This is a genomic window from Sphingomonas sp. Leaf357 (genome assembly GCF_001423845.1).
Taxonomy (GTDB): Bacteria; Pseudomonadota; Alphaproteobacteria; order Sphingomonadales; family Sphingomonadaceae; genus Sphingomonas.
The window spans coordinates 2,655,642-2,678,044 of record NZ_LMPM01000001.1; the positions used below are offsets into that span (position 1 = coordinate 2,655,642).

The 22,403-nt window shown below is 65.0% G+C and carries 23 protein-coding genes; 14 read left to right on the forward strand and 9 right to left on the reverse strand.

Annotated elements, in window-relative coordinates; translation table 11 throughout:
- Positions 1-2 precede the first annotated feature (2 nt).
- The 9 genes from ASG11_RS12455 (at position 3) to ASG11_RS12495 (ending at position 9,550) form a co-directional block, all read left to right on the forward strand.
- Positions 3-1,403: an FAD-binding oxidoreductase gene (locus ASG11_RS12455; protein WP_055779661.1), complete on the forward strand. Its 1,401-nt coding sequence runs from the start codon at positions 3-5 to the stop codon at positions 1,401-1,403.
- The gene (locus ASG11_RS12460; RefSeq protein WP_055779665.1) at positions 1,400-2,674 is read left to right on the forward strand and encodes an MFS transporter; all 1,275 of its coding nucleotides are present in this window, start codon (positions 1,400-1,402) and stop codon (positions 2,672-2,674) included. Before ASG11_RS12455 ends, ASG11_RS12460 begins: the two co-directional genes overlap by 4 nt.
- A 51-nt stretch (positions 2,675-2,725) precedes the next feature.
- On the forward strand, positions 2,726-3,460 hold the full coding sequence (locus ASG11_RS12465) for a helix-turn-helix transcriptional regulator (protein WP_055779667.1): 735 nt from the start codon (positions 2,726-2,728) through the stop codon (positions 3,458-3,460).
- A complete protein-coding gene (locus ASG11_RS12470) occupies positions 3,457-4,164 on the forward strand; it encodes a FadR/GntR family transcriptional regulator (RefSeq protein WP_055779670.1) in 708 nt (235 codons plus the stop codon). Before ASG11_RS12465 ends, ASG11_RS12470 begins: the two co-directional genes overlap by 4 nt.
- Positions 4,165-4,279: 115 nt before the next feature.
- Positions 4,280-4,735 carry a DUF983 domain-containing protein gene (locus ASG11_RS12475; RefSeq protein ID WP_055780838.1) on the forward strand — a complete coding sequence of 152 codons (456 nt, stop codon included), beginning with the start codon at positions 4,280-4,282 and terminating at the stop codon, positions 4,733-4,735.
- Between the two features lie 140 nt (positions 4,736-4,875).
- A complete protein-coding gene (locus tag ASG11_RS12480; protein ID WP_055779672.1) occupies positions 4,876-5,532 on the forward strand; it encodes a DsbA family protein in 657 nt (218 codons plus the stop codon).
- 272 nt (positions 5,533-5,804) lie between these two features.
- Entirely contained in the window at positions 5,805-6,452 is a 648-nt protein-coding gene (locus tag ASG11_RS12485) for a PEPxxWA-CTERM sorting domain-containing protein (protein WP_055779676.1), read from the forward strand.
- Between the two features lie 81 nt (positions 6,453-6,533).
- The gene (locus ASG11_RS12490) at positions 6,534-8,246 is read left to right on the forward strand and encodes a tetratricopeptide repeat-containing sulfotransferase family protein (protein ID WP_082472738.1); all 1,713 of its coding nucleotides are present in this window, start codon (positions 6,534-6,536) and stop codon (positions 8,244-8,246) included.
- 119 nt (positions 8,247-8,365) lie between these two features.
- Complete coding sequence (locus ASG11_RS12495; RefSeq protein WP_201781313.1) at positions 8,366-9,550, forward strand: acyl-CoA dehydrogenase family protein; 1,185 nt, start codon at positions 8,366-8,368, stop codon at positions 9,548-9,550.
- A gap of 385 nt (positions 9,551-9,935) precedes the next feature.
- Here the strand turns inward: ASG11_RS12495 and ASG11_RS12500 are convergent, their stop codons facing one another.
- Positions 9,936-12,311 carry a putative bifunctional diguanylate cyclase/phosphodiesterase gene (locus tag ASG11_RS12500; protein ID WP_055779680.1) on the reverse strand — a complete coding sequence of 792 codons (2,376 nt, stop codon included), beginning with the start codon at positions 12,309-12,311 and terminating at the stop codon, positions 9,936-9,938.
- Positions 12,308-12,910: a methylamine utilization protein gene (locus tag ASG11_RS12505; RefSeq protein ID WP_055779683.1), complete on the reverse strand. Its 603-nt coding sequence runs from the start codon at positions 12,908-12,910 to the stop codon at positions 12,308-12,310. Before ASG11_RS12505 ends, ASG11_RS12500 begins: the two co-directional genes overlap by 4 nt.
- A 137-nt stretch (positions 12,911-13,047) precedes the next feature.
- Between ASG11_RS12505 and ASG11_RS12510 the strand changes: the two genes are divergently transcribed.
- From ASG11_RS12510 to ASG11_RS12520, 3 genes are all read left to right on the forward strand, one after another.
- Positions 13,048-13,902 carry a DUF3034 family protein gene (locus tag ASG11_RS12510; RefSeq protein ID WP_330218899.1) on the forward strand — a complete coding sequence of 285 codons (855 nt, stop codon included), beginning with the start codon at positions 13,048-13,050 and terminating at the stop codon, positions 13,900-13,902.
- Between the two features lie 15 nt (positions 13,903-13,917).
- Positions 13,918-14,394 (forward strand): group I truncated hemoglobin, encoded by a 477-nt coding sequence (locus tag ASG11_RS12515; RefSeq protein ID WP_082472739.1) that lies wholly within the window; start codon positions 13,918-13,920, stop codon positions 14,392-14,394.
- Positions 14,395-14,507: 113 nt separating this feature from the next.
- A complete protein-coding gene (locus ASG11_RS12520) occupies positions 14,508-15,413 on the forward strand; it encodes a D-alanyl-D-alanine carboxypeptidase family protein (protein ID WP_055779686.1) in 906 nt (301 codons plus the stop codon).
- A gap of 10 nt (positions 15,414-15,423) precedes the next feature.
- Here ASG11_RS12520 and ASG11_RS12525 read toward each other — a convergent pair whose 3' ends face one another.
- From ASG11_RS12525 to ASG11_RS12550, 6 genes are all read right to left on the reverse strand, one after another.
- The gene (locus ASG11_RS12525) at positions 15,424-15,768 is read right to left on the reverse strand and encodes a hypothetical protein (protein ID WP_082472837.1); all 345 of its coding nucleotides are present in this window, start codon (positions 15,766-15,768) and stop codon (positions 15,424-15,426) included.
- A gap of 8 nt (positions 15,769-15,776) precedes the next feature.
- The gene (locus ASG11_RS12530; RefSeq protein ID WP_055779691.1) at positions 15,777-17,243 is read right to left on the reverse strand and encodes a L,D-transpeptidase family protein; all 1,467 of its coding nucleotides are present in this window, start codon (positions 17,241-17,243) and stop codon (positions 15,777-15,779) included.
- Between the two features lie 124 nt (positions 17,244-17,367).
- On the reverse strand, positions 17,368-17,895 hold the full coding sequence (locus tag ASG11_RS12535) for a CAP domain-containing protein (RefSeq protein ID WP_055779694.1): 528 nt from the start codon (positions 17,893-17,895) through the stop codon (positions 17,368-17,370).
- 174 nt (positions 17,896-18,069) lie between these two features.
- A complete protein-coding gene (locus ASG11_RS12540) occupies positions 18,070-18,648 on the reverse strand; it encodes a L,D-transpeptidase family protein (protein ID WP_236697472.1) in 579 nt (192 codons plus the stop codon).
- A 77-nt stretch (positions 18,649-18,725) separates the two neighbouring features.
- A complete protein-coding gene (locus tag ASG11_RS12545; RefSeq protein ID WP_156363752.1) occupies positions 18,726-19,115 on the reverse strand; it encodes a PEPxxWA-CTERM sorting domain-containing protein in 390 nt (129 codons plus the stop codon).
- A 309-nt stretch (positions 19,116-19,424) separates the two neighbouring features.
- Positions 19,425-20,486 (reverse strand): SDR family oxidoreductase, encoded by a 1,062-nt coding sequence (locus tag ASG11_RS12550; RefSeq protein WP_055779698.1) that lies wholly within the window; start codon positions 20,484-20,486, stop codon positions 19,425-19,427.
- Between the two features lie 96 nt (positions 20,487-20,582).
- Between ASG11_RS12550 and ASG11_RS12555 the strand changes: the two genes are divergently transcribed.
- Both ASG11_RS12555 and ASG11_RS12560 read left to right on the forward strand, forming a co-directional pair.
- A complete protein-coding gene (locus ASG11_RS12555) occupies positions 20,583-20,963 on the forward strand; it encodes a winged helix-turn-helix transcriptional regulator (RefSeq protein WP_055779702.1) in 381 nt (126 codons plus the stop codon).
- Positions 20,964-21,017: 54 nt separating this feature from the next.
- Entirely contained in the window at positions 21,018-21,536 is a 519-nt protein-coding gene (locus ASG11_RS12560; protein ID WP_055779705.1) for a YdcF family protein, read from the forward strand.
- On the opposite strand, the gene ASG11_RS12565 is transcribed toward ASG11_RS12560, so the two are convergent.
- Positions 21,531-22,376, reverse strand: coding sequence for a LytR/AlgR family response regulator transcription factor (locus ASG11_RS12565; protein ID WP_055779708.1), 846 nt, complete (start codon positions 22,374-22,376; stop codon positions 21,531-21,533). The two genes, ASG11_RS12560 and ASG11_RS12565, sit on opposite strands and share 6 nt — an antisense overlap.
- Positions 22,377-22,403 lie beyond the last annotated feature (27 nt).

A 22,403-nucleotide genomic window follows, 5' to 3' on the forward strand; every position in this document is an offset into this window, starting at 1 on the left:
TCATGCATATCGACAAAATCCATGCCCGTCCGCCGCTCGATCCCGGCTTCGTCGCGGCGCTGCGGCAGCGTTTCGGCGACGCGCTGGACACGGGCGAAGCGGCCCGTGCCCAGCATGGCGCGAGCGAAGCGCATTTCGCGCCGATGCCGCCGGACGCGGTCGTGTTCGCCCAGTCGACCGAAGAGGTGGTCGATCTGGTCAAATTGTGCACGGCGGCCGGCGTGCCGATCGTTCCATACGGTGCGGGCACGTCGATCGAAGGCAATGCTCTGGCGGTGCGCGGCGGTGTGAGCGTCAACCTGTCGCGGATGACCGAGATCGTCGCGGTCCATGCCGAGGATTTCGACTGTACGGTGCAGGCCGGGGTGCGGCGCGAGGAACTGAACGTCCACTTGCGCGATCAGGGCCTGTTCTTCCCGATCGATCCCGGCGCCAACGCCACGATCGGTGGCATGGCCTCGACCCGCGCCAGTGGTACCAACGCGGTGCGCTACGGCACGATGCGCGAAGCCGTATTGTCGCTGACCGTCGTCACCCCGGACGGCAAGGCGATCAAGACCGCCACTAGGGCGCGCAAATCCGCGGCAGGATACGATTTGACCCGCCTGTTCGTCGGATCGGAAGGTACGCTCGGGATCATCACGGAGGTGACGCTCCGGTTGCACCCCATTCCGGAGACGATCAGCTCGGCGGTCTGCGGCTTCGACAGCCTGCAAGGCGCGGTCGACACCGTCGTGCAGTCGATCCAGTGCGGCGTCCCGCTCGCACGGGTGGAGATCCTCGACGACAAGCAGATGGCGGCGGTCAACGCCTGGTCGAAGCTCGGCTATCCCGAGGTGACGACCCTGTTCTTCGAATTCCACGGCTCACCCGCCGGGGTCGAGGAACAGGTGACGCTGGTGCGCGATCTGGCCGCGGCGAACGGCGGCGGTGAGTTCCAATGGTCCAACCTGCCCGAGGAGCGCGCCAAGCTGTGGAAGGCGCGGCACGAGGCCTATTACGCTGCCGTCAACGTCCGTCCGGGAGCGGTCGGCTGGACGACCGACGTCTGCGTCCCGATCAGCCGATTGCCCGAATGCATCCTTGAGACGAAACGCGATCTTGAGGCCGGCACGGTGCCCGCGACGATCCTAGGCCATGTCGGGGACGGCAATTTCCACGTGATCTTCTCGATGGACCCGAATTCGACGGAGGAGTTGCACGAGGTCGAGGGGATCAACGCCAGGCTGGTCCAGCGCGCTCTGCGGATGGACGGGACGTGCACCGGCGAACATGGCATCGGCATCGGCAAGCAGGATTGGCTCGTCGCCGAACTCGGCGAGGCCGTGGAGGTGATGCGTACGCTGAAACGCGCGCTCGATCCGCAGGACCTGTTCAACCCCGGCAAGATCTTCTCCCTGTGAACGACCAGCCAAGCGACCAGCGGTTCGGTCACGCCGTTCCCGGCCTGCTGGTACTCGCACTCGCGCTGGCGGTCGGCTTCACGCAGATGGGGTCGTTCAGCACGGTGCAGGACGGAGCAAAGGCCGAACTGGGCCTGAGCGACGTCACGCTCGGGCTGATCCAGGGCGTCGGCGCGGCCGTGCCGCTGGTCTTGTTCTCGATCCCGATCGGCATTCTGGTCGATCGCTGGAACCGGATGCGGCTGATGCTATTGTTCTCCCTGCTGGCGGTCGGCGGATCGCTGCTGACCGCCCTCGCCGGCAACGTGCCGACCTTGTTCGTCGCCCGCATGATGACCGGCGTGGCGACCACCGGTGGGCTCACCGCGGCGTTGTCGCTGGCGGCCGACATGTGCGCTCCGGCGCAGCGCGGGCGCGCGATGCTGATGGTGACGCTCGGCAAATCGCTCGGGCTCGCCTGCGCTTTCGCGCTGACCGGTTGGTTGTTCGGGATCTTCGCGGGCGGTTTCAACCTCTTCAAGGGCGGCTTGCCGTGGCGCGAGGCACATTTCGCGCTGGCGGCCATCGCGGCCCTCGCCAGCCTGCCGCTGTTCCTGATCGCCGAGCCTGCGCGCCACGAGGTGGCGGCCGGGCCGCGCGCGGCATTCCGGGTCGTGGCCGACGAGCTATGGGCGCGCCGCGCATTCCTGATCCCGCTGTTTCTTGGCCAGGTGTCGGTGGTGATGGCCGATGCCGCGGCAGGCATCTGGGCGTCTCCGATGCTCACCCGCTACTTCGGCCTGACGCCGCAGCAGTTCGGCGGCTGGATGGGCGCGTTGCTGCTCGGTACCGGCATCGCGGGCGCCCTGCTCGGCGGCATCGTTGCCGACCTGGGCCAGAAGAGCGGCCGACGCGGCGGCTTGCTGATCGGCGCGGTCGCGGCCGCGGCGATCGGGATCCCCGCCGCGCTGTTCCCCTTAAGCGGGTCGATCCCGATCTTTGCGCTGGCGCTCGGTACGTTAATCCTCGCCGGCACGATCACCGGGCTGATCACCTCGGTTGCGATCACGGTGCTGCTGCCCAACGAGCTGCGTGGCCTGTGCCTCGGCGCGTTCATCGCGTTTGCCGGGCTCGTCGGATACGGCGTCGCGCCGCCATTGGTCGGCTGGGTCAGTCTTCTGCTCGGCGGCGAGCAGCATCTCGCGGTGAGCCTGACGTTGGTCGGCATGATCACGAGTTGTCTGGCATTCGGTTCGTTCTACGTCGCCATGCGTCGCGCACCTGTAAGATAGCTATTGCCCAACCTATCCGATAGGTTTAGGAAGGCTTCAAGGAGAGGCGGCATGGAACGCATAACGGTATCGCCCGAAATGATGGCGATCGTCGGCCCCGGCGTGATTGAGGAGCTCGGGCTCGATTCCCCCGTCGTACTGGCGTTCAGCCTCGGCGAACTGCCGGTCATGGCGGTCCAGACGGCCGGTGAGACGAATGATGCCGTCGCGCTGCGACTCTGCGTTACCGAAGACGCCTGCCGCCGCTTGTTCGGACATGTTCCGACTGTTCCGGCAACATATCATCTGCCCAGCGATCTGCGCAGCATCGCCCTGGCGGTTCGCGATTGCCCGCTGGACGGCGCGGCAGGCATCACCCTTCGCGGCGCGAAGAGCATCGAATTGCTCTGCGAAAGCTTCACCGCCCTGCTCGGCGACGCGCTGGTGCCAGCCAATGCCGACGCCACCTTGTCGGAACGCGATACGCGACGGATCGTCCATGCGCGACAGATCATCGACGAACAATGGCGGGAGAAGCTGACGCTCGATACGATCGCGGGCACCTGCGGGGTGAACCGGGTCAAGCTGACGAGCGGGTTTCGCGCGCTATTCGGCCTGAGTGTCGCCGACGCGATCTCCGAGCGCCGGCTTGGCGGGGCACGGCAGATGTTGCTGGCAACCGACCTGCCCGTATCGTCGGTCGGCTATGCCTGCGGATATCTCAGCAATGCGAGCTTCACGCGCGCCTTCTCGCGTCGCTATGGCGTGGTTCCCTCCCGCCTGCGCGCCACGGCGATGGCGGCATGAACGTCGTCTCGGCGATCGGCGGCAGTCTGGTCGATCAGGCGGTGCGCCGGGTGCGCGATCATATCCGGTCGAACAATCTCAAGCCGGGCGACACGCTGCCCGGCGAAGGACATTTCGCTGCCGACCTGGGCGTGAGCCGCGCGGTCATGCGCGAGGCATTCGGCGCGTTGGCGGCCCTACGCCAGATCGACGTCGCCAACGGCCGCCGGGCCCGCGTCGCGGCGATCGACGGCATGGTGATGAGCGCCTCGCTCGACCACGCCGTGGCCACCGCGCAGATTTCCGTCGCCGATGTGTGGGATGTGCGGCGGACGCTGGAATTGCGCACCGCCGAACTCGCCGCACGCAACCGCAGCGGCACCGAAGCCCGGCTGATCACCGATCTGGCGGCGGCGATGATCGTCGATCGCAACGATCTTGCCGCCCGAACCCGTCACGACATCGCGTTTCACCAGGCCATCGCCCAGGCCAGCGGAAATGCCCTGTTCCTGCAGATCGTCCGATCGTTCGAAGCGCTGATGCTGGTCGCCGTGCCGACGGCATGGCGCACCCGTACCGATATCGAGCAACAGGATTTGATGCTCGCGCATCACCAGTCCATCGCCAGCGCGATAGCCGATCGCGACCCCATAGCGGCAACGGCGATGATGGATGCGCATTTCGATGAATCGATCAGCGATCTGTTCAATCAACCCCGCAGCTGACGCACGCATCATCGACGGCAGCAACGTGCATCGTCTTGCTGACACGAGACGATATGGTCGGCGTGAGACAATTTGTCTCATGGCGGTTACGGATCGGCAGTCTATCTACAACATCATGAACCAGTCAGATCAGGTGCCCGTCGGACACGGCGACGGCAAGGGCAAATTCCTCTGGATCATGCGCTGTGGCTGGAAAGGGCTTTGTCCGCGCTGCGGCGTGGGACCGATGTTCAAGTCCTGGCTGAAGATCGCCGATCGCTGCGACCATTGCGCGCTCGACTATCGCTTCGCTGCTCCGGACGACGGGCCGGCATTCTTCTCGCTCTGCGTCATCGCGCTGCCGCTGATCGCGTTCGTCGTCTGGATCCAGGTGGCATTCGATCCCCCGGCATGGGTGCATCTGGTCACGTCGGTACCCTTCATGGCGCTCGGAACCTTGTTGCCACTCAGGCCGATCAAGGGATGGCTGGTGGCTTCGCAATACGTCAATCGAGCTCAAGAGGCGGGAACGCAGCAACTCTGGGCGCAACTTCACGGCACGCGGGCAGGCCAGAGTGACTTCGACCAATAGGTCGCTTGGTCATCGAGAGGACGCGGCTCCAGCGCGATGATATCTGGGGTGAAGAGTTACGAAACCCGTTAGAAGCGGTGTTGCTTAACGGGGAGTCATTTCGTTCGATGCGATCCGCGTAAGCTGCAGGTGTTGGCTCGATGAAAACTCCCCTATCCTTCCAGCAGTTGACCGTTCTAGCGATCCTGGTTCTGCTGGGTCTCGGGATCGGAAGTATTTTACGGCGCTCGGTGCCGGTCGGCCGTGATCTGGGTGCGAACCAGACGGTGGCGAGCATTTTGAACGACCGAGCCGTTCCATCCCGATCTCCGCCCGAACCGACGCTGACGTTGGTAGTGTTCACCGATTACCAATGCCCGGCGTGCAAACTCGCCGAGCCCGCGATGGCGGCCGCGATCGCGGAAGATGGCCACGTTCGCGTGGTGTATAGGGATTGGCCTATCTTCGGAGCCCGATCGGAGCGAGCCGCACGTGTCGCGATCGCCGCGGACCGGCAGGGCATCTATCCCAAGCTGCATTCCTGCCTGATGGCGGAGCGACGCCTGCTCGACGACGCAATCCTGCGTGAATGCGTCGTGCGGTCGGGAGGCGACTGGCGGAGGGTGCAGGGTGATCTGCAGGCATATGCGCCGGAGATAGAGCATCAACTGAGCTCCACTCGGCGTGCCGCCTTCGGCTTGGGCTTTCAGGGCACGCCTGCCTTCCTGGCGGGAACGGTCGTCGCGTTGGGCGTCTTGAGTCGGAGTGAGTTCGGAAGGCTGCTAGCCGAAGGGCGCCAAGCCGCCAGTGTCCATTAAAGACTGGAAAGCGTCACCGAGTGCTTGCCCGCCAATAGTCTTTTCATGTTCTGAGAGTTCCGGCGAAACACTCAGATCAAAAGCCCGAACTCGAACAGACGACAAGAACCGAGCCCACAAAATCCTTAATAAAAAGTGTAAATTTATTTTACACATCGGCATCACCGCGATTTTTTTTGGTTTGAACCTCAGCGAATCCGCCACTGGCACGCTTATTGCTCAAGTATCGGCGGGAGCGTGCAATGGGGCGCGCGTAATATGGGGATACTGAAATGAAAATGATCACGAAAAGCCTGCTGGCTGCAACTGCGCTGATGAGCCTTCCGTCCGTGGCTCAGGCCGCTGTGGTGGTATCGAACGTCGTCATCAACGTGCCGAACACGATCGATGGCATCTACATCAACGTCGTGACGGGCGCGACCGGCACGTCCGGCGCCGCAGTGTCGGGCTGGGATTTCAACCCCTACAACAATAACGCCGGACTGACCTTTTACGGCACCGGCTCGCCCTACGGCATTCTCGCCACGGGAACTCCCGGCACGACCGCGATCGCCCGCGATCTGGCTGCAGGCACCGTCATCGGATCGGCGGGCCAGTTCAATCAGTTCCAGACTCTGGGCACTCTGTTCCAGACCGCCGGTAACCATGTCCTCGGCTTCAGCTTCCTTAACGAAGCCACCGGGCAGACCAATTACGGTTATGCTCGCATCACGACCAGCACCGGCACGGGCACCGGCCTAGGCTTCCCGGCGACGATCACGCAGCTCGTCTACGAGAATTCGGGCGCCGCGCTGACCGTGGCCGCTGTTGGTGGCGCGGTTCCCGAGCCGGCAACCTGGGGCATGATGATCCTCGGCTTCGGCATGATCGGTGCGGCTGCGCGCAAGCGCAGCGTCAAGACGACGGTCAAGTTCGCCTAATTTCGCCATTATCGCGCGAAGGGAAAGCCGCCGGTCGAAAGACTGGCGGCTTTTTGCTGTTTCGGTCTAAGAGCTTCGGCCATGGGAAAACCAATGGTTTCAGGGCAGACCCCACGCAGGCCGGATGCGCCGCTGGACTGGCGCCGTCGCGCCGCCAAGCTGTTGGCCAGGGGCGATCGCAAGGGCGCTGCCAAAGCGTTCCAGCGTTATCTTTCCGCCCCTTTGACGCACCCCGTATTGCGCAGCATCGAGGCTTCGATCGAGCGGCGCGATTTCGGCTCGGCGGAATTTCTGCTCACCCAGCATCTCGCCGGTGACCCGGACGATCCCGCGGCGCTCCACCTGCTCGGCAAGGCCATGGTCGCGATCGGCAAGTATGACGACGCCGAACGCGCGCTCCGTCACGCGGTCGAGATCGTGCCTGCGTTCGCCGAAGCGCGCTATCGGCTCGCCGTGGCATGCCTGATGCGGGGAAGCTTTGAAGAGGCGCTGACAGAGACGGCCCACCTGCTGCGCGCGATGCCGAACAACGTCGAATATCTTCGCCTTCGTGCGGGGGCGCTGGTCGGCCAGGGCGATGTCGGCGGTGCCGTTGAAATCAATGCGGCGTTGGCAAAGGCGCATCCGGGACGCGCCGACATCCTCTTGGACTATGGGCATAAGCTACGGCCACTCCGTCGAGCCGAGGATGCCGCCGCCGCCTATCGCGGGGTCATCGCGCTGATCCCACATCAAGGGGACGCCTGGTGGCAGCTCGCCAATCTGAAGGTCGGCGCGCTCAAGGACGACGACATCGTGACCATACGCGCGCTTTTAGCTTCGAAAGCGCCAACAGATCACGATCGGTACCATCTCAATTTCGCGCTCGCCCGAGCGCTCGAGGATCGCGGCGATTATGGCGCGGCCATGGCAGCCTACCGAGTCGCCAACCGCGATCGGTTGCGCGTCCAGCCCGAGGTGCCGGGCGTTACCGCCTCGGAACTGGTCGATCGCGCGATCGCTCTCTTCACGCCCGAATTTCTGGCACGGCACGAAGGATCGGGCGATCCGTCACGTGCCCCGATCTTCATCCTTGGCATGCCCCGCAGCGGATCGACGCTCTTGGAGCAAATCCTGTCCGCGCATCCGATGATCGAGGGGACGCAGGAACTGCCCGAACTGGGCCTGATCGTCCGCACGCTCGATGACGCCGAGCGGCCGGGCAAGCCCCCCTACCCCCAAAGCCTTGCCGATTGCGGGCCGGACGAACTTCGCGCGCTCGGGGCGGCATATTTGAGTGGCGTCGCCGCCAAGCGGCGCACCGATCGCCCGCATTTCCTGGACAAGCAATGGTCGAACTGGCTGCATATCGGCCTGATCCAGCTCATCCTGCCGAATGCGCGGATCATCGACACGCGGCGCGACCCGCTTGCGAACTGCCTGTCGATGTTTCGTCAGCATTTTGCCCGAGGCGCGTCGTTCACCTATGCCATCGACAGCTTGGTCGATGCGTATCGCTCCTACGATCGTCTGATCGCTCATTTCGACGCGGTCCGCCCGGGGCGGATCCAGCGCGTCCGGCTTGCCGATCTGATCGACGATACCGAAGCGACGGTGCGGAATCTGCTCGATCATCTAGGCCTGCCCTTCGCGCCCGAATGCCTGCGCTTCCACGAATCCGATCGCCCGGTCTTCACGCCTAGCGCTGAACAGGTGCGCAGACCGATCAACCGCGATGCGGACGCGCTGGTCGCGGGATTCGCGCCCTATGTGGATGATCTCCGCGCCGCGCTAGGCGAGCTCGCCGCGCCGTGATCGGCCACGGCCGCGCCGCGATGCCGTCGTAGAGACGATCGAGATGGGCGTGTCATGTGCCGGGACAGGAACGGCGCGGCTTAAACGCAGTCTTGAGCCGAACGAATAGGAGAAACGGAATGAGCGACCCAGCCCCCGGCGTGACCGGCCCCAGCGAGCGCGCCCTAACGATCGGCGCGCGGGTGGAGGCGTTCGTGCGCGGCGTGGTCGCTCCCTACGAACGCGACCCCCGATGCGGTCCGCACGGGCCGTCCGACGCGCTGGTCAGTGAATTGCGCGGGCTGGCGCGCGCCGCCGGCGTGCTGACGCCGCACATTTTGCCCGGTGGCAGTCACCTCGATCAACGCGAAACGGCGTTCGTGCTGCGTCAGTCCGGCCTGTCGCCGCTCGGCCCGATCGCGGTCAACACCGCCGCACCGGACGAGGGCAACATGTTCCTGCTCGGCAAGGTCGGCAGCGCGGAGCAGAAGAAGCGCTTCCTCGACCCCTTGGTCGCCGGCGACGCGCGATCGGCCTTCTTCATGACCGAATTGGCCGAGGAGGGCGGCGCGGGATCAGACCCGTCGATGATGAAGACGACCGCGGTGATGGACGGCAATCACTGGGTCGTGAACGGGCGCAAGGCTTTCATCACCGGTGCGGAGGGGGCGAAGGTCGGCATCGTCATGGCCAAGTCCGAGGACGGCGCGTGCATGTTCCTGGTCGATCTGCCCGATCCCGCGATCACGATCGAACGCATACTCGACACGATCGATTCGTCGATGCCCGGCGGGCATGCGGTGGTGAAGATCGACAATCTTCGCGTTCCCGCCGACCAGATGCTGGGACATAGCGGCGAGGGCTTCAAATATGCTCAGATCCGCCTCGCCCCGGCGCGCCTGTCGCATTGCATGCGCTGGCTCGGCGCGTGTCTCCGCGCGAACGAGATCGCCACGGACTATGCCTGCCGTCGCCACGCCTTCGGCAAGCCGCTGATCGATCACGAAGGCGTCGGCTTCATGCTGGCGGAAAATCTGATCGACCTGAAGCAGGCGGAATTGATGATCGATTGGTGTGCCGGCGTGCTCGACAGCGGCGCGGCGGGCGGTGCGGAAAGCTCGATGACGAAGGTCGCGGTGTCGGAAGCACTGATGCGCGTCGCCGACAAATGCGTTCAGGTGATGGGCGGCACGGGCGTGACGGGCGATACGATCGTCGAGCAGGTGTTCCGCGAAATCCGCGCGTTCCGCATCTATGACGGCCCGACCGAGGTCCATAAATGGAGCCTCGCCAAAAAGCTCAAGCGCGACCGGAAAGCTACCTGACCACGGCGGGTGCCCCGGATCAGGCCGCCAATACCAGCACCACCGCCATGCGTGATGCGCATCGACTCGACGGGGCCGAGTTGCACGGCAAGGATCCTGATGTGATCGGGCTTGGCGACGACGGGCGGCCGGGCAATTATTCTGCTTGGCAGATCACGCACTGCTCGAAACAATATCGGGAGGCTGCCGACGCCGGCCGCGACCCTGGACATGAACGCGTTGCTCGAAACGCGTGGCGAGCTTTCCCAGGCTCGCCATATGGACGCGCGAGGCGATGGCCGCCGTGCCGCCCTGACGGCCATTGCTGCGAGGGCGAGACCTGAGGGGTTAAGTTTCTTGCAGGATGCGTGACGGCGAAGCGTAAGCCGGCCGCCTCGCCTATGCCTTAAGCCGCGGCCGACATCTTCCCCGCCAGCATGTCCATAACGGCGTCGCCTTCGATCGGGCGGCTGAACCAATAACCCTGGATACTCGAACAGCCCTGCCCGCGCAGCTCGTTGAGCTGTTCGCGGTCCTCGACGCCCTCGGCGGTAGTCTCCATCTTCAGCGCCCGCGCGAGATCGACGATGGCATGGACGATCGCGGCCGAGCTTTCGTCCTGTGCGACCCGATCGACGAACGATTTGTCGATCTTGATCTTGTCGAAAGGGAAGCTGCGGAGATAGCTGAGCGAGGAATAGCCGGTGCCGAAATCGTCCAGCGCGATGCGTACGCCCATGCCGCGCAGTTGGTGCAGCACCTGCAGCACGCCGGTCTCGCCATCGAGGAAGACGGATTCGGTGATCTCGATCTCCAGCCGGTTCGCCGGCAGGCCGCTGCGGGTCAACGCCTGGAAGATGATGTTCGAGAAACCGGAATTGCGGAATTGCAGCGGCGAGACGTTGACCGCGACCCGGACATGGGCAGGCCATTCCGCCGCCTGCCGACATGCCTCGTGCATCACCCATTCGCCGATCGCGACGATGAGGCCGGTTTCCTCCGCCACCGGGATGAATTCCACCGGAGACACGTTACCGCGCACGGGATGTTCCCAGCGGAGCAGCGATTCGAAGCAGCCGATCCGATCCTTCGCCAGATCGAAGATCGGCTGGTAGTTCAGGCGGAACTGGCCGGTAAGGATCGCCTCGCGCAGGTCCAGTTCGAGCTGCCGGCGCTTGCGCGCGGCAGCGTCCAGCGCGGGTTCGAAGAACCGGAACACGCCGCGGCCGTCCTGCTTGGCGCGGTATAAAGCGAGGTCGGCGCTTTTCAGCAGCAGATCCGCATCGGCACCGTCGCCCGGTCCGATCGCAATGCCGATGCTGACACCGGTGGCGATCTGGTGGCCATCGACCAGCACGGGTTTGCGGAATTGGTCGATGATCTCCTGCGACAGCGCACGGGGGCGATCGTCGTCGAGACGGCCGGCGAGGATGATGGCGAACTCGTCGCCGCCCAGCCGCGAGACGGTGCCGTCCCGCACGAGATCGGCGAGCATGAGTCCGACCTGACGCAGCAGCGCATCGCCGATCGGGTGGCCGAGCGTATCGTTGACACCCTTGAACCCGTCGAGATCGAGGCACAGCACCGCCGCTTTCTCGCCCATCTTTGGCGAACGGATCAGCGCCGATTCCAGCTGCTGACGGAAATAGGTGCGGTTGGGCAGGCCGGTCAGCGAATCGTGGAACGCGAGATGCGTGATGCGATGTTCGCGCTCCAGGATGCCGGCCGACATCGTGTTGAAGCTCTCGGCGAGGCGAGCGATCTCGTCCGATCCCTCGACCTTGAGTTCGGCCCGCGAGCCTTCCTCCAAAGCTTTGGCGGCGGCGTCGAGCGCGGCGATCGGGCGGGCGATGCCGCTGGCGAGGCGACGGCTGCCGAGCAGCACGAGGATCAGGCCCATCACGCCGGCCAGCGCGATCCCGATCTGTAGCGAGCGGTAGGAGGCGAGCGCCTTGTCCAGCGGATAGCTGAGCAGCAACGCCGCCTCGGGCGTCGTGCCGCGTCCGGCAAGCGGGATGGCGAGCGCAAAGGACTTTCCGCCCGGCAAATCGAGCGTCGCCGGGGCCGCACCCGCCGACTGGATCGCGCCGGCCACGAACCGGTCGAGCGCGGCGTCGCCGGCGGCGACTCGATCGGTGGTGGCCCAATGGCCATCGGCGCGGCGATGGAGCATCGTCGCGGTGAGCGGGATCGCCGACAGGCGTTCGAGCGCCCGCATCTCGGCGGCGTCGAGCGGCACGGCGAAGACCACCTGGCCGATCTGCACAGGGGCCATGATCGGCGCCACGATCAGACGGTATGTGCCCGCGCCGCTCGCGATCACGGCATTGTTGGTGCCATTGACGAACCTGGACGGCAGCGCCGTCAGCGCCGCGCGCAGATCGGCCGGTCCATCGCCGATCACGTCACCGCTCGTCTCCACGACGAAGGCATTGGCGACGCCGGCGCGGGTACGCAGATTGGCGACGGCCGAGGCGATCGTCGGACGGTCCCCGCTCGCCACGGCAGTACGAAAGCCGAAATCGCGGGCCAGCACGTCGGCCGAACCGGTCAAGGATTTCGCGCGCAGCGCCCAGATGCGATCATAGACCGTGCCGCTGGTCGAAAGCTCCGCGCGCACCGAGGCCTGGGCATGGGCCCGGATCATCACCTGTGCGACGATCGCGACCACGATCAGCGCGATAGCGAACAACCCGGCATACAGCACGGCCAGCCGGGTGCGGAGATGACGGAAGTCGAACAGCCGCGCGACGATCGGCGCGATCGCGAGGGCGCGGGTCACTTGCCCGTGATCGTATAGGTGTTGGTGAAACCGCCCGCGCCGATCGTCGCCGCTTGCGCCAGCATGTTGTCGGCCGCGCGGATCGACGGGTGCCAGACGCGAACCGTGGCACCGCCGGCCGGCAGGTTGGAAATCGTGGCGTGGCCAGCGGCGTCGGTCTGCACCGCGAACGGCGTGTCGACGACGATGATGAAGGCGCTCATCTGATCATGGATGTTGCAGCCGAGCGCGACCGCACCGGTATGATCGAAGACGACACTACGCGTATCGTCCTTGCCGTACAGCTTCAGGTCGAACTTCTTGGCCTTGGAGAAGGAATAGACGTGGTGCCGGACCTTGTCGAAATTCGGGAAGGTCACGGTGGAGCCGATCGGAACGATCAGGACGTGCGGATCGAACTGGATGTTGCGCTGGGCCATCGCCGTGCCCCAATCGAACCGGATCGGGGCGGCAGGTTTTTTCGGCGTATCGATCATCACGACGGCACCGACGAGCGGTTTCCCGTCCGCTCCGCGTACGTCGATATTGGCGGTCGCGGCGTGCGCGGCGACGGGGGTAACAGCGGTCGCCAACAGGGCGAGGTAAGCACGGAACAGCATAGCCGGACATAGGCCTGAGAGCCTTTCCGACGAGTAAACCGCATCTTCATGGGACGCTAACCATCGGGGGCCATGAGCGGGATGTCATTGTACTCCGGAGCCTATTCTCGATGTTTGCCCAAATGCTGATTCGGCTGGTGACGGCTCTGATCGCCGTCGCGATGGCCGGGCCGGCGGTGGCGGGTGAGATGCGCCAGGGCGGCAAGATGTTGCTGACCGGTGGCGTTAGCAGCATCGAGGGCGCAGCGGGCGGCGGCCTGGCCACCTGGGCGCTGATCGCCGGAAACGAAACGGATGCCGGGATCGGTGGCAAAGTGCACGCCACCTATGTCGCGCTCCCCGATTTCGATCTCGCCAGCGCGGGGGTCGCCATCGGCATCAGGGATCGGGTCGAGATTTCCTATGCGCGGCAGACTTTCGATACGCGACAGGCGGGCGCGGCGCTTGGCTTGGGCAAAGGCTTCAAGTTCGGTCAGGACGTCTACGGCGTGAAGGTGAGGATCTCGGGGAGCGCGCTGTACGATCAGGACAGGATCCTGCCGCAGATTTCGATCGGCGTTCAGCACAAGCGCGCCGACAAGGCACCGATCATCGCGGCGGTTGGCGGAAAGCAATCGAACGGCACCGATTTCTACGTCGCCGCGACCAAGGTGATCCTGTCGAGGTCGCTGGTGGTCGATGCGACCGTTCGGTTCACCAAGGCCAATCAGTTCGGCTTGCTCGGCTTCGGCGGGGATCTGAAAAACCGATACAAGCCGCAATTCGAAGGATCGGCGGGGATGCTGATCAAGCGCAACCTGCTCGTCGGCGCGGAAGTGCGCACTCGGCCGAGCAATCTCGGTTTCGCACGCGAGCAGCGCGCTCTGGACGCATTCGCCGCCTGGTCTGTTTCCAGGAATGTCGCGTTCACCGCAGCCTATGCCGATCTCGGCGATATCGCTACGGTGCGGCGTCAGCGCGGCGCTTTCCTGTCGCTGCAGGGCAGTTTCTAAGCGGAGCCGGACTCAGTGATAAGCATCGTTCTTGCCGCCCTGCTCGGCTTGCAGGCAACGCCCATTCCCCCGCCGGAAGACCCGGTCGATCCCTACACGCAGAGCAACGCCAATGCCGGGGCGACGCCGTTTGCCGGGCCGGGCATGCTCCGGGCCTTTCACGGTAAGGCCGGGATCGCGCGCGTTGTCGATGAGCTGGTGACGCGGAGCATCGCCGATCCGCGCATTTCCGATATCTTCAAAGGCCAGGATATGGTGCGCCTGCGGCGCACGCTGAAGGAGCAGTTCTGCTTCATCCTGAATGGTGGATGCGATTATACCGGGCGGGACATGAAGGCCTCGCACAAGGATCTCGGCCTACAGACCGCCGATTTCAATGCGTTGGTCGAGAACCTTCAGGCGGCGATGCGGCAGGAGAAGGTGCCGTTCTTCGCGCAGAACCGTCTGCTGGCGAAGCTCGCGCCGATGAAGCGCGATACCGTCGTCCGCTGACGTTCCGGCTTTCGCTCCCTCCTACTCTACCCGCTCGATACGTTCATCGGCAGTTCTGCCGACCTCGCCCATAAGATACCGAGCCGTGACGATTCGAACGACTGAGTGACTTTATGTGGATGGTGATGCGCAACGCAGCGTTGCGACTGACGATGGCGGCGGTGACGATTACCGCGTTTCCGACGATCGCAGAAGCCCGGCCAAAGGGCTTGCCGCCCGTGTCCGCGCTGGTGGTGAACGCCGCGACCGGCGCAACCCTCTATCGCGATGCCCCCGAGCGGGTTCGGGCACCGGCATCGCTGACCAAGATGATGACGATGTTCCTGACCTTCGAGGCCTTGGCCAGAGGAGACGTGAAACCGAACACGTCGATCCGGATTTCTCGCCATGCGGCCAATCAACCGCCCTCGCGTCTCGGAATCGCCCCGGGCAAGACCCTATCTGTGCGCAACGCGCTCCGCATCATGGCCGTGGATTCCGCCAACGACGTCACCGTCGCGATGGCCGAGGCCCTGGGGGGCAGCGAAAATCGATTCGTGTCCCGCATGAACGCGACCGCCGGTCGTCTTGGATTGCGCAACACCCACTTCGCCAATGCGACCGGGCTCAAGAACCCCGGCAATCGCACGACGGCGCGTGACATGGCGACCTTATCGCTTGCGCTCATTCATCGCTATCCCGAATATTACGACGTCTTCGGGACGCGCAAAGTGAGCTGGAATACGCGGACGATGCGCAACCACAATCATCTGCTCGGCAAGGTCACCGGGGTCGATGGCATCAAGACCGGATACACGATCGACGCGGGCTACAATCTCGCGGCCTCCGCCAAGCGGAAGGGCGTTCGCATCGTCGTGATCGTCCTGGGCGCGCGAACCGCGGCCGATCGGGATCTGCGTGTCGCCAACCTGCTCGAACTCGGCTTCATCCCGCCGGTCGTTCGGCGTCCAAAATCGCGCGACGAAACGGTAACCCCGAGCAAGAGAGTAAAGGCCGCGAAGACGCGAGCGAGACCTTAAGAACCGCCGTTTATTTTTGCTCCACGACCTCGGCCGGTGTCTGTTGCGGCGCTGGATCGCTGCGTGAGGCCCGCGACGTCATGCCGGACGCGGCCGCGTCGTCCAGCATCTGCTCGTCCGGCTCCGGGGGCGCCTCGGTCAACTCGTCCATGGCGTTGGACTGAACCGTCGCGTCGGGTGCCGGCAGTGCGACCCGTGTCGGGCTGGGCGTAGGGGTCGGTGTCGGCGGTAGGTCCTCGATCTGCTGAACGTCGTTCTCCGGCGCGCGCTCGGGTTCGTCACGCGAACAGGCGGCCAGCGCACAGGCCAACAGCAGAACAGTGACGAGTTTGGGCGAACGGGTCGGTTTGATCATCGTGTCTCTCACAGCGAGGCGAGCGCCTGGCGCGCCTGTCGGGTTTCGATCTTGCTCGCGAGCGTTCCATCCCAGCGATAGGGATCATTGCGGAAGCTCACCACGCCGTTCGCATTGGCGAATGCGGTCCAGTACAGCAGGTAGACCGCCTCGCGGTCGGACATGCTGGCGCGCACCGTCTTGCCCTCCTCGACGGTAGCATCGATCACGTCGGGCGACCATTCGGGCGTGTTCTTGAGCAGGAGCTTCGCGAGATCGGCGGGCTTTTCCAGCCGTACGCAGCCATGGCTCGACAGCCGGTCGAACTTGGCGAAGCCGGATTGCGCGGGCGTATCGTGCAGATAAACGGCGAACCGGTTGTCGAAGTCGAACTTGAACTTGCCCAGGGCGCTGCGCTCCGAGGATTGCTGCAGCCGCTTGCCGCCATCCCCGGTGTCGATGATGCGGAAGCCGTTGCGCTTGAGATAACCGGGCTTGGCCTTCTCCTTCGGCCACAATTCGCGGTTGGCGATCGACGACGGCACGTTCCAGGGCGGGTTGAGCACGACGCTGTGGATCTGCGACACGAGCATCGGCGTCTCCGCGCCCGGCCGACCCGTCACCGCCTTCATCGACATCACGGGCGTATCGCCCTCGAACACGGTCAGCACCGCCGCGGCGATGTTCACCTGAATGCGGTTCTTCGGCAGTACGCCCGGCAGCCAGCGCCAGCGCTCCATATTGGCCATGATCTGGCGAATGCGCGCCTCGACCGGCACGTTCAGCGCGGCAATCGTCTGGGTACCCGCCGCGCCGGTGGGGTTCAGCCCATAGCGTTGCTGCGCGCGGCGCACCGCCTCGGCCAAAGCGGTATCGTAGCGGTCCCCAGTCGCGTCGAACGCGGCATCCTCGATCGCGATCCGCTTCCGCAACGCCGCGACCGCCGGGCCGCTGGCGGCGAGCTTCAGGTCCGTACCGGCAAGCGCGGTCCAGCCACCCGCCGCAGCCAGCGCGCGATACCGCGCGAGCCCGGCGACCAAAGTATCGTAGCCGGCATAAGGCGGTGGCAGCGACGCGATCCAGCTCGCCAGCCGGTCGCCAGCCACGGCGGCGGCGAATGCGGGCAAGGGATCATAGGCCGGGGGCCTGATGCCCCATTCAAGCTGGAAATCGTCCTCGATCAGCCGCCCGGCATGCACCGCGCTCGCATGATCCAACGCGGCGCGCACCAAAGCATCGCGATCCAGCGGAACGGCGCGCGGCGTCGCGCTTTCCTGCAACCCCTGCGCGATCGAATCGCGATCGATCAGCGTGGCGAGCAAAGCTGCCTGGGCATCGGTCAAGGTCGGGAGCACGACGGCGGGGCTGAGCAGTGGCCGGGGCACCACGATCGCCTGCTGCGCAAAACCGGGCACTGGCGCGATCAGCGCGGCGATCGTCAGCGCCGGAGTCAGCGCGGGGCCGATCCGGCGGGTGAAACGGCGTCCGTAGTTCATCGGTCTGTCCATCTGCAAAGGTCGCACTGCCGCCCGCTCATGCTTCGGCTCATAGAGCCTCAAGCTGAACGGGTCACGGCGAACTTTGCCCGATGATCCGGAAAAGACTGAAATTTATGCGCGGTCAGAAGGCCCGTTCGCCGATATAATTGCCCGCGCTGCTGTAGCGGCAGACGAACACGTCCTCGCGCGCGCTGGTCGCCTGTGCGCAGCCGACCTCACGCGTGTCCCGCCACATCAGCTGGGTGTAGTGCCCAACATCGGCCACCTTGCCGGTGACGCTGTTGTCCGGAAACGTCCCCGGCTTGAAGTAGCGCTTTTCGCGGATCCACGCCTCGATCCTCGCCTCGAGCGGGTAATAGCCCTTCGTCCCCGCCCACAGGTTCTCCCCTTGCGGATCGGTCGGCCGTTCGGGCGCATGTTCGAACGATCCGGTGGCGGCCAGATGGTCGGCCCAGCGCTGAGCGGATACCGCCAGATCGGCATTCCAGCGCAGCGGCGCGATCCCAAGTGTCGCGCGCTCGCGGTTATGGACGGCCAGGATCCGCGCGTCGAAGAATTGCGCGAGACTGGTCGCGCCCATCAGCATCGGCGCCGCGACACTCAGAAACGAGAAAGCCGCCAGCCGTCGCAGCGCGTATCCACCGTGCATCGATCCATCTCCCGTCCAGGACGGAAAAGGTGACACGATCCCCTCTCAACGAGGTTTCAGGCTGTGGTTAGGGGGGCGTTAGGCAGTTCTCGCGCAAGGGATGTAGACCGGCCTCGGACCAATCGAGCCCGGGGTGCCGGTTCTCGTGGCCTTCAAAACCGTGCCCGATGCCGCCTAGCTCCGCCCCGGCGCGCCGTTGCCACTCTCCGGCATGATGACGACTTCGTCACCGCGCCGCATTTCCGCGAAGACCAGCCGAGCGAACCCTTCCGGAATGCCGACGCAACCATGCGTGGCCGATCCCTGTCGGACATTGCTCGCATGGATGGCGACTCCGTCGCCGGTCAGCCGAAGCATGAACGGCATCTCCGCATCATACAGTGAAGAGCGATGCGTCTCCGCTTTGGCGAGGACCGGAAACACGCCGGACGGCGTCGGCTTGCCGTCGGTGCCGAACAGGATGACCGCCGACCCGATTTCATGCCCTGCGCGAAAGACCGACATGGTCTGGCGCGCCAGATCAACCCGGATCCAGGCCGGCCCCTTCGGGACGCCGCCGTCGTTCCAGACATAGTCGCCGAACCGAATCGGTTTGCGTTCGTTGAGTATGCTCCGAACCTCGTGAACGCTACCGTCTGGCGACACGAGTTTCGGATAACGCCCGACGGGATAGCGGATCCGCGATCCGACCGGAGCGGGCTGGACCCGCACAGTCTCGACCTCTCTACGGTCGGCGGCGGCCGACCAAATCACGATCACGCCTATGCACAGAACAATGGCGACGATGAAATACGGCCAGATCGAAGACGAAGGTCGCTGACCCGCGCCATTCATCCCGAGATCCGCTCACGCTCCCCGAAAAAGCCGCGCGACTTGGCGCGCAACGCCCAGCCAATCGCAAAGAACCCTGCGATCAACATCATCCAGGTCGAGGGTTCCGGCACGCCCGGCACGCCCGGTTCGACCGGGGTAACTCCACCGCCGCCGCCGCCAGGCAGGAACCCCACACCGCCAGGTACGAACCCCGGGATCGATCCGACGCCGGTGGGTGCGACCGAGACCGGCGGAAGCACTCCGATGTCGGGGATGATCGCCGCGCCATCGGTCGCCAACGGCGTTGTCAGGAGCGCGTCGGTATATTGCGGGGCGTCCGACACGGCGGCAGGCGGCCGGGTCCGGACATTGCTCAGCACGCGTTCGCTGGGGGGAAGGGCCGCCACCGCGCGCGACGCGTTCTTATCGTGTGCCCGCGCCTTCTTCGTCTGATTGAGCGCCGCCGACGTCCTGGTGCCTGGCGATCGATCGGCGAAAACAGACAAGGGATCGGCAAGCGCCGCGGCGATCAGCGATCCGTTGGTCGGTGAGGACAGACTATAGGATAGACCGGCGGTTAGTAAGGCAGCCGGGAGTAGAACCAGAACCTTGCGGGCATGCGATCTTCCGAAACGCCCTATCCTCGAACCCGAAGTTGTTTTCATCCCCATCAGCCGACAACCTTCGGGCGTCGAAAAAGTTTCATGACGGCAGCGTCAGGGAATCAGACGATCCAGGCGAAGCCTTGCAAACAGATCGAAAAAGGCATCGTCCGTAGGCTGGTATGCCGTGAACCCGAAGCGCCGGCTTTTCGACATATCGGTCACCACTTCGATCGGCCGGCCGAGATCGGCATCGGTGTGCCAGGGAGAGGCAAGCCGCGACAGATCGGGCTCGGCCAGCCCCTCGCGCGCCGCAATCGCCCGCCACAGCTCGGCATCTTCAGCCATCTGTATTTCGAGCGGACGCACCGTGCCGTCGAACGGCGCCGCTGCGATCCCGAACCACTCGGCAATCCGTTCCCACATCCATTGCCAGCGAAAGACGTCCCCGTTGACGATGTTGAAAGCCTGATCGTGCGCCGCGTCCGTTTCGGTCGCCCATAGAAGATGCCGGGCGAGTTGACGGGCGTCGGTCATGTCGGTCAGGCCGTACCACTGCGCCGCGGAGCCCGGAAAGGTGAAGGGCCTCCGCGTTTCGCGGCACAGGGTCGCGTAGACCGCCAACGTGGTGCCCATGTTCATCGCATTGCCCACGGCCTGGCCGATCACGGTGTGCGGGCGATGCACGCTCCAGGTGAAGCCGTCACGCTTTGCGGCGGCGAAGATCTCGTCCTCCTGCGCGTAATAGAAGTTCTCCACATCCAGCCGCCCTTGTTCCTCGCGAAACGGCGTCTGCGGCAGGGCACCTTTTCCATAGGCCTCGAACGGGCCGAGATAGTGTTTCAGTCCGGTCACCAGCGCGACATGGCGCGGACCACGCGGTTTCGGCAGACCGTCGAGCAGGTTGCGAACCATCGCGGCGTTGACGCGGATGTTCTCGGCCTCGCTGTCCTGTCGGGCCCAGGTGGTGATGAACACCGCGTCGGGCTGCAGCTCGCTCAACGCCGCCGCCGTCCCTGTCGCGTCGTGCAGGTCGACGGACAGCGGTCGAACGCCGGCCTGTTTGATCTGGCGCCGCGCCAGGCCATGAACGGCCCAGCCCTGCTCTGCCAACAGCGCCGCCGTCGCACTGCCGACGATGCCACTCGCTCCAACCACCAGTGCCGTTCTTATCATGCTCGTTTCCTTCCGATCGCCATTGATCTAGGCAGCGCCGGCCCGAGCTTCTAGACGGCACCATTCGGGGACGTAGACACCTAAAGGTAACCAGAGATGCAACCGGGCACGATCGCGGACGAGTGGCGGGAGGATTGCGCGCCGCGCCGGGTGCTGGCGCTGTTCGCCACCAAATGGACCAGCATGGTGCTCCATACGATCCATGTGCGGCATGACGGCGTCGCGCGGCCGGGCGCGCTGCAGCGGACCCTGCCGGGCATCTCGAAGAAGATGCTGACCCAGACGCTGCGCGAAATGGAAGAGACCGGGTTGCTCACGCGGCACGTGCAGAGCGCCGTCCCGCCAGCGGTGGAATATCGCCTCACCCCGCTCGGCGTGCGTTTCGTGGAGCCGATCGAACTGCTCCACGATTGGGGGCGGGACAATGCAGATGCGCTGGATCAGCTCGGCAGCAGGCCGACCGCCCGGCGCGGTTAGCCCCTGAAAGCGAAGGGAGTATCGGATCATGGCCGGCTCGGCTACGTGGCCGTCATGATCGACGACACTTCTCAAGCCGGACGCACGCTTGCCGTCGTGTTCGGGGCGGCCGTCCGCACCGATGGCAGCGCGAGCCCGGCGCTGGCGCGACGCGTGGGATATGCCGCCGCGGTCGCCGAGGCGGACCCGAACGTGGACCTCTTCCTGTCGGGCGGCGTCGGAACGCATCCGCCGTCCGAAGCCACGGTGATGGCCGAAATGCTGGACGGTGCCGTGTCCGCCGACCGGCTCATCCTGGACGACATCAGCGCCGACACGCTTCAGACGGTTCGAGCCGCGTCGGCCTATGCCCGGGCCCACAATTATGCCGCGATCCTGACCTGTACGGATGCCTATCATCAGCCGCGTGTCCGCATGCTGTTCCGTCTGATGGGGCTTGCGAGCCGCCCGGTGCGCCTTGCCGCACGCGGCTCCCGGCAATTGCAGACGAAGATGTGGCTGCGCGAAGCCGCCGCAATTCCCTACGACTTCGTGGCTGGGGTCGGTGCTGCCTGGCGCGACCGGCGCCTATAGATTTTCGACGGCACCGCGATACCGGCGACTGCCGCGAAATTCCGCTCCGTCGTGCAACGTCACGACGAAATCGCCCGATCTGTCCGACGAGATGCGGCGGATGGCGTCTCGCCGGACCAGCAAGGCGCGATGGATGCGAACGAAGGCGTCGCCGAGTTCGGCCTCGGTCGCGGTGAGCGTCGTCCTGTGCAGCACCGTCCTCCCCTGCCACACGATCTCGACGTAATTCCCGGCCGCACGAATCGCGTCGATCTCTGCGACCGGAATGGCATGGCGAATGCTGCCGTCCTGAACGATCAGGGTTCGAGCCGCCTCGGTAGCCTGCGGTTCTGCGGCACGCACGATCAGCCACTGGACCAGCGCCGCCATCGCCACGAATTGCACGTAGGTCGAAACGTCCTTCCGGAACTCGTAGAGCAGGCGGTCGCCGATCACGCCGAAGAACCGGTACGGACCGTATCCCGTGGCCTCGTAATAGACGTGCCGGATCGCCACCATGACCGCGATATGCCAGCCGGAGACCAGGACAGCCCCGCCGATCAGAAGCACTATCGCGAGCGGCCAGGACGATCGCGGTGGCTTGAACCGCGCCACGGCCCACCACAGCAACGGGTACAGGCTCAGCCACCCGATCATGCTGCTCCATTCCCACGACCAGACCAAATGCGGTGCGATGCGCGCACCCGAGACGGCCAGATCGCTGATCGTCGATTCGGCGTTCGCTATGAGGATCAACGCCACGACGGCCAGAAACCCGGCGACGAACAGGATGAAGATCCGGCGCTGCGCCCCGTTCATCCCGCGCCAGCCGCCGCTCGTCCCCGGTCGCCCCGCCGCCATCCCTGCCGATCCGCCTGCCATCCCTCG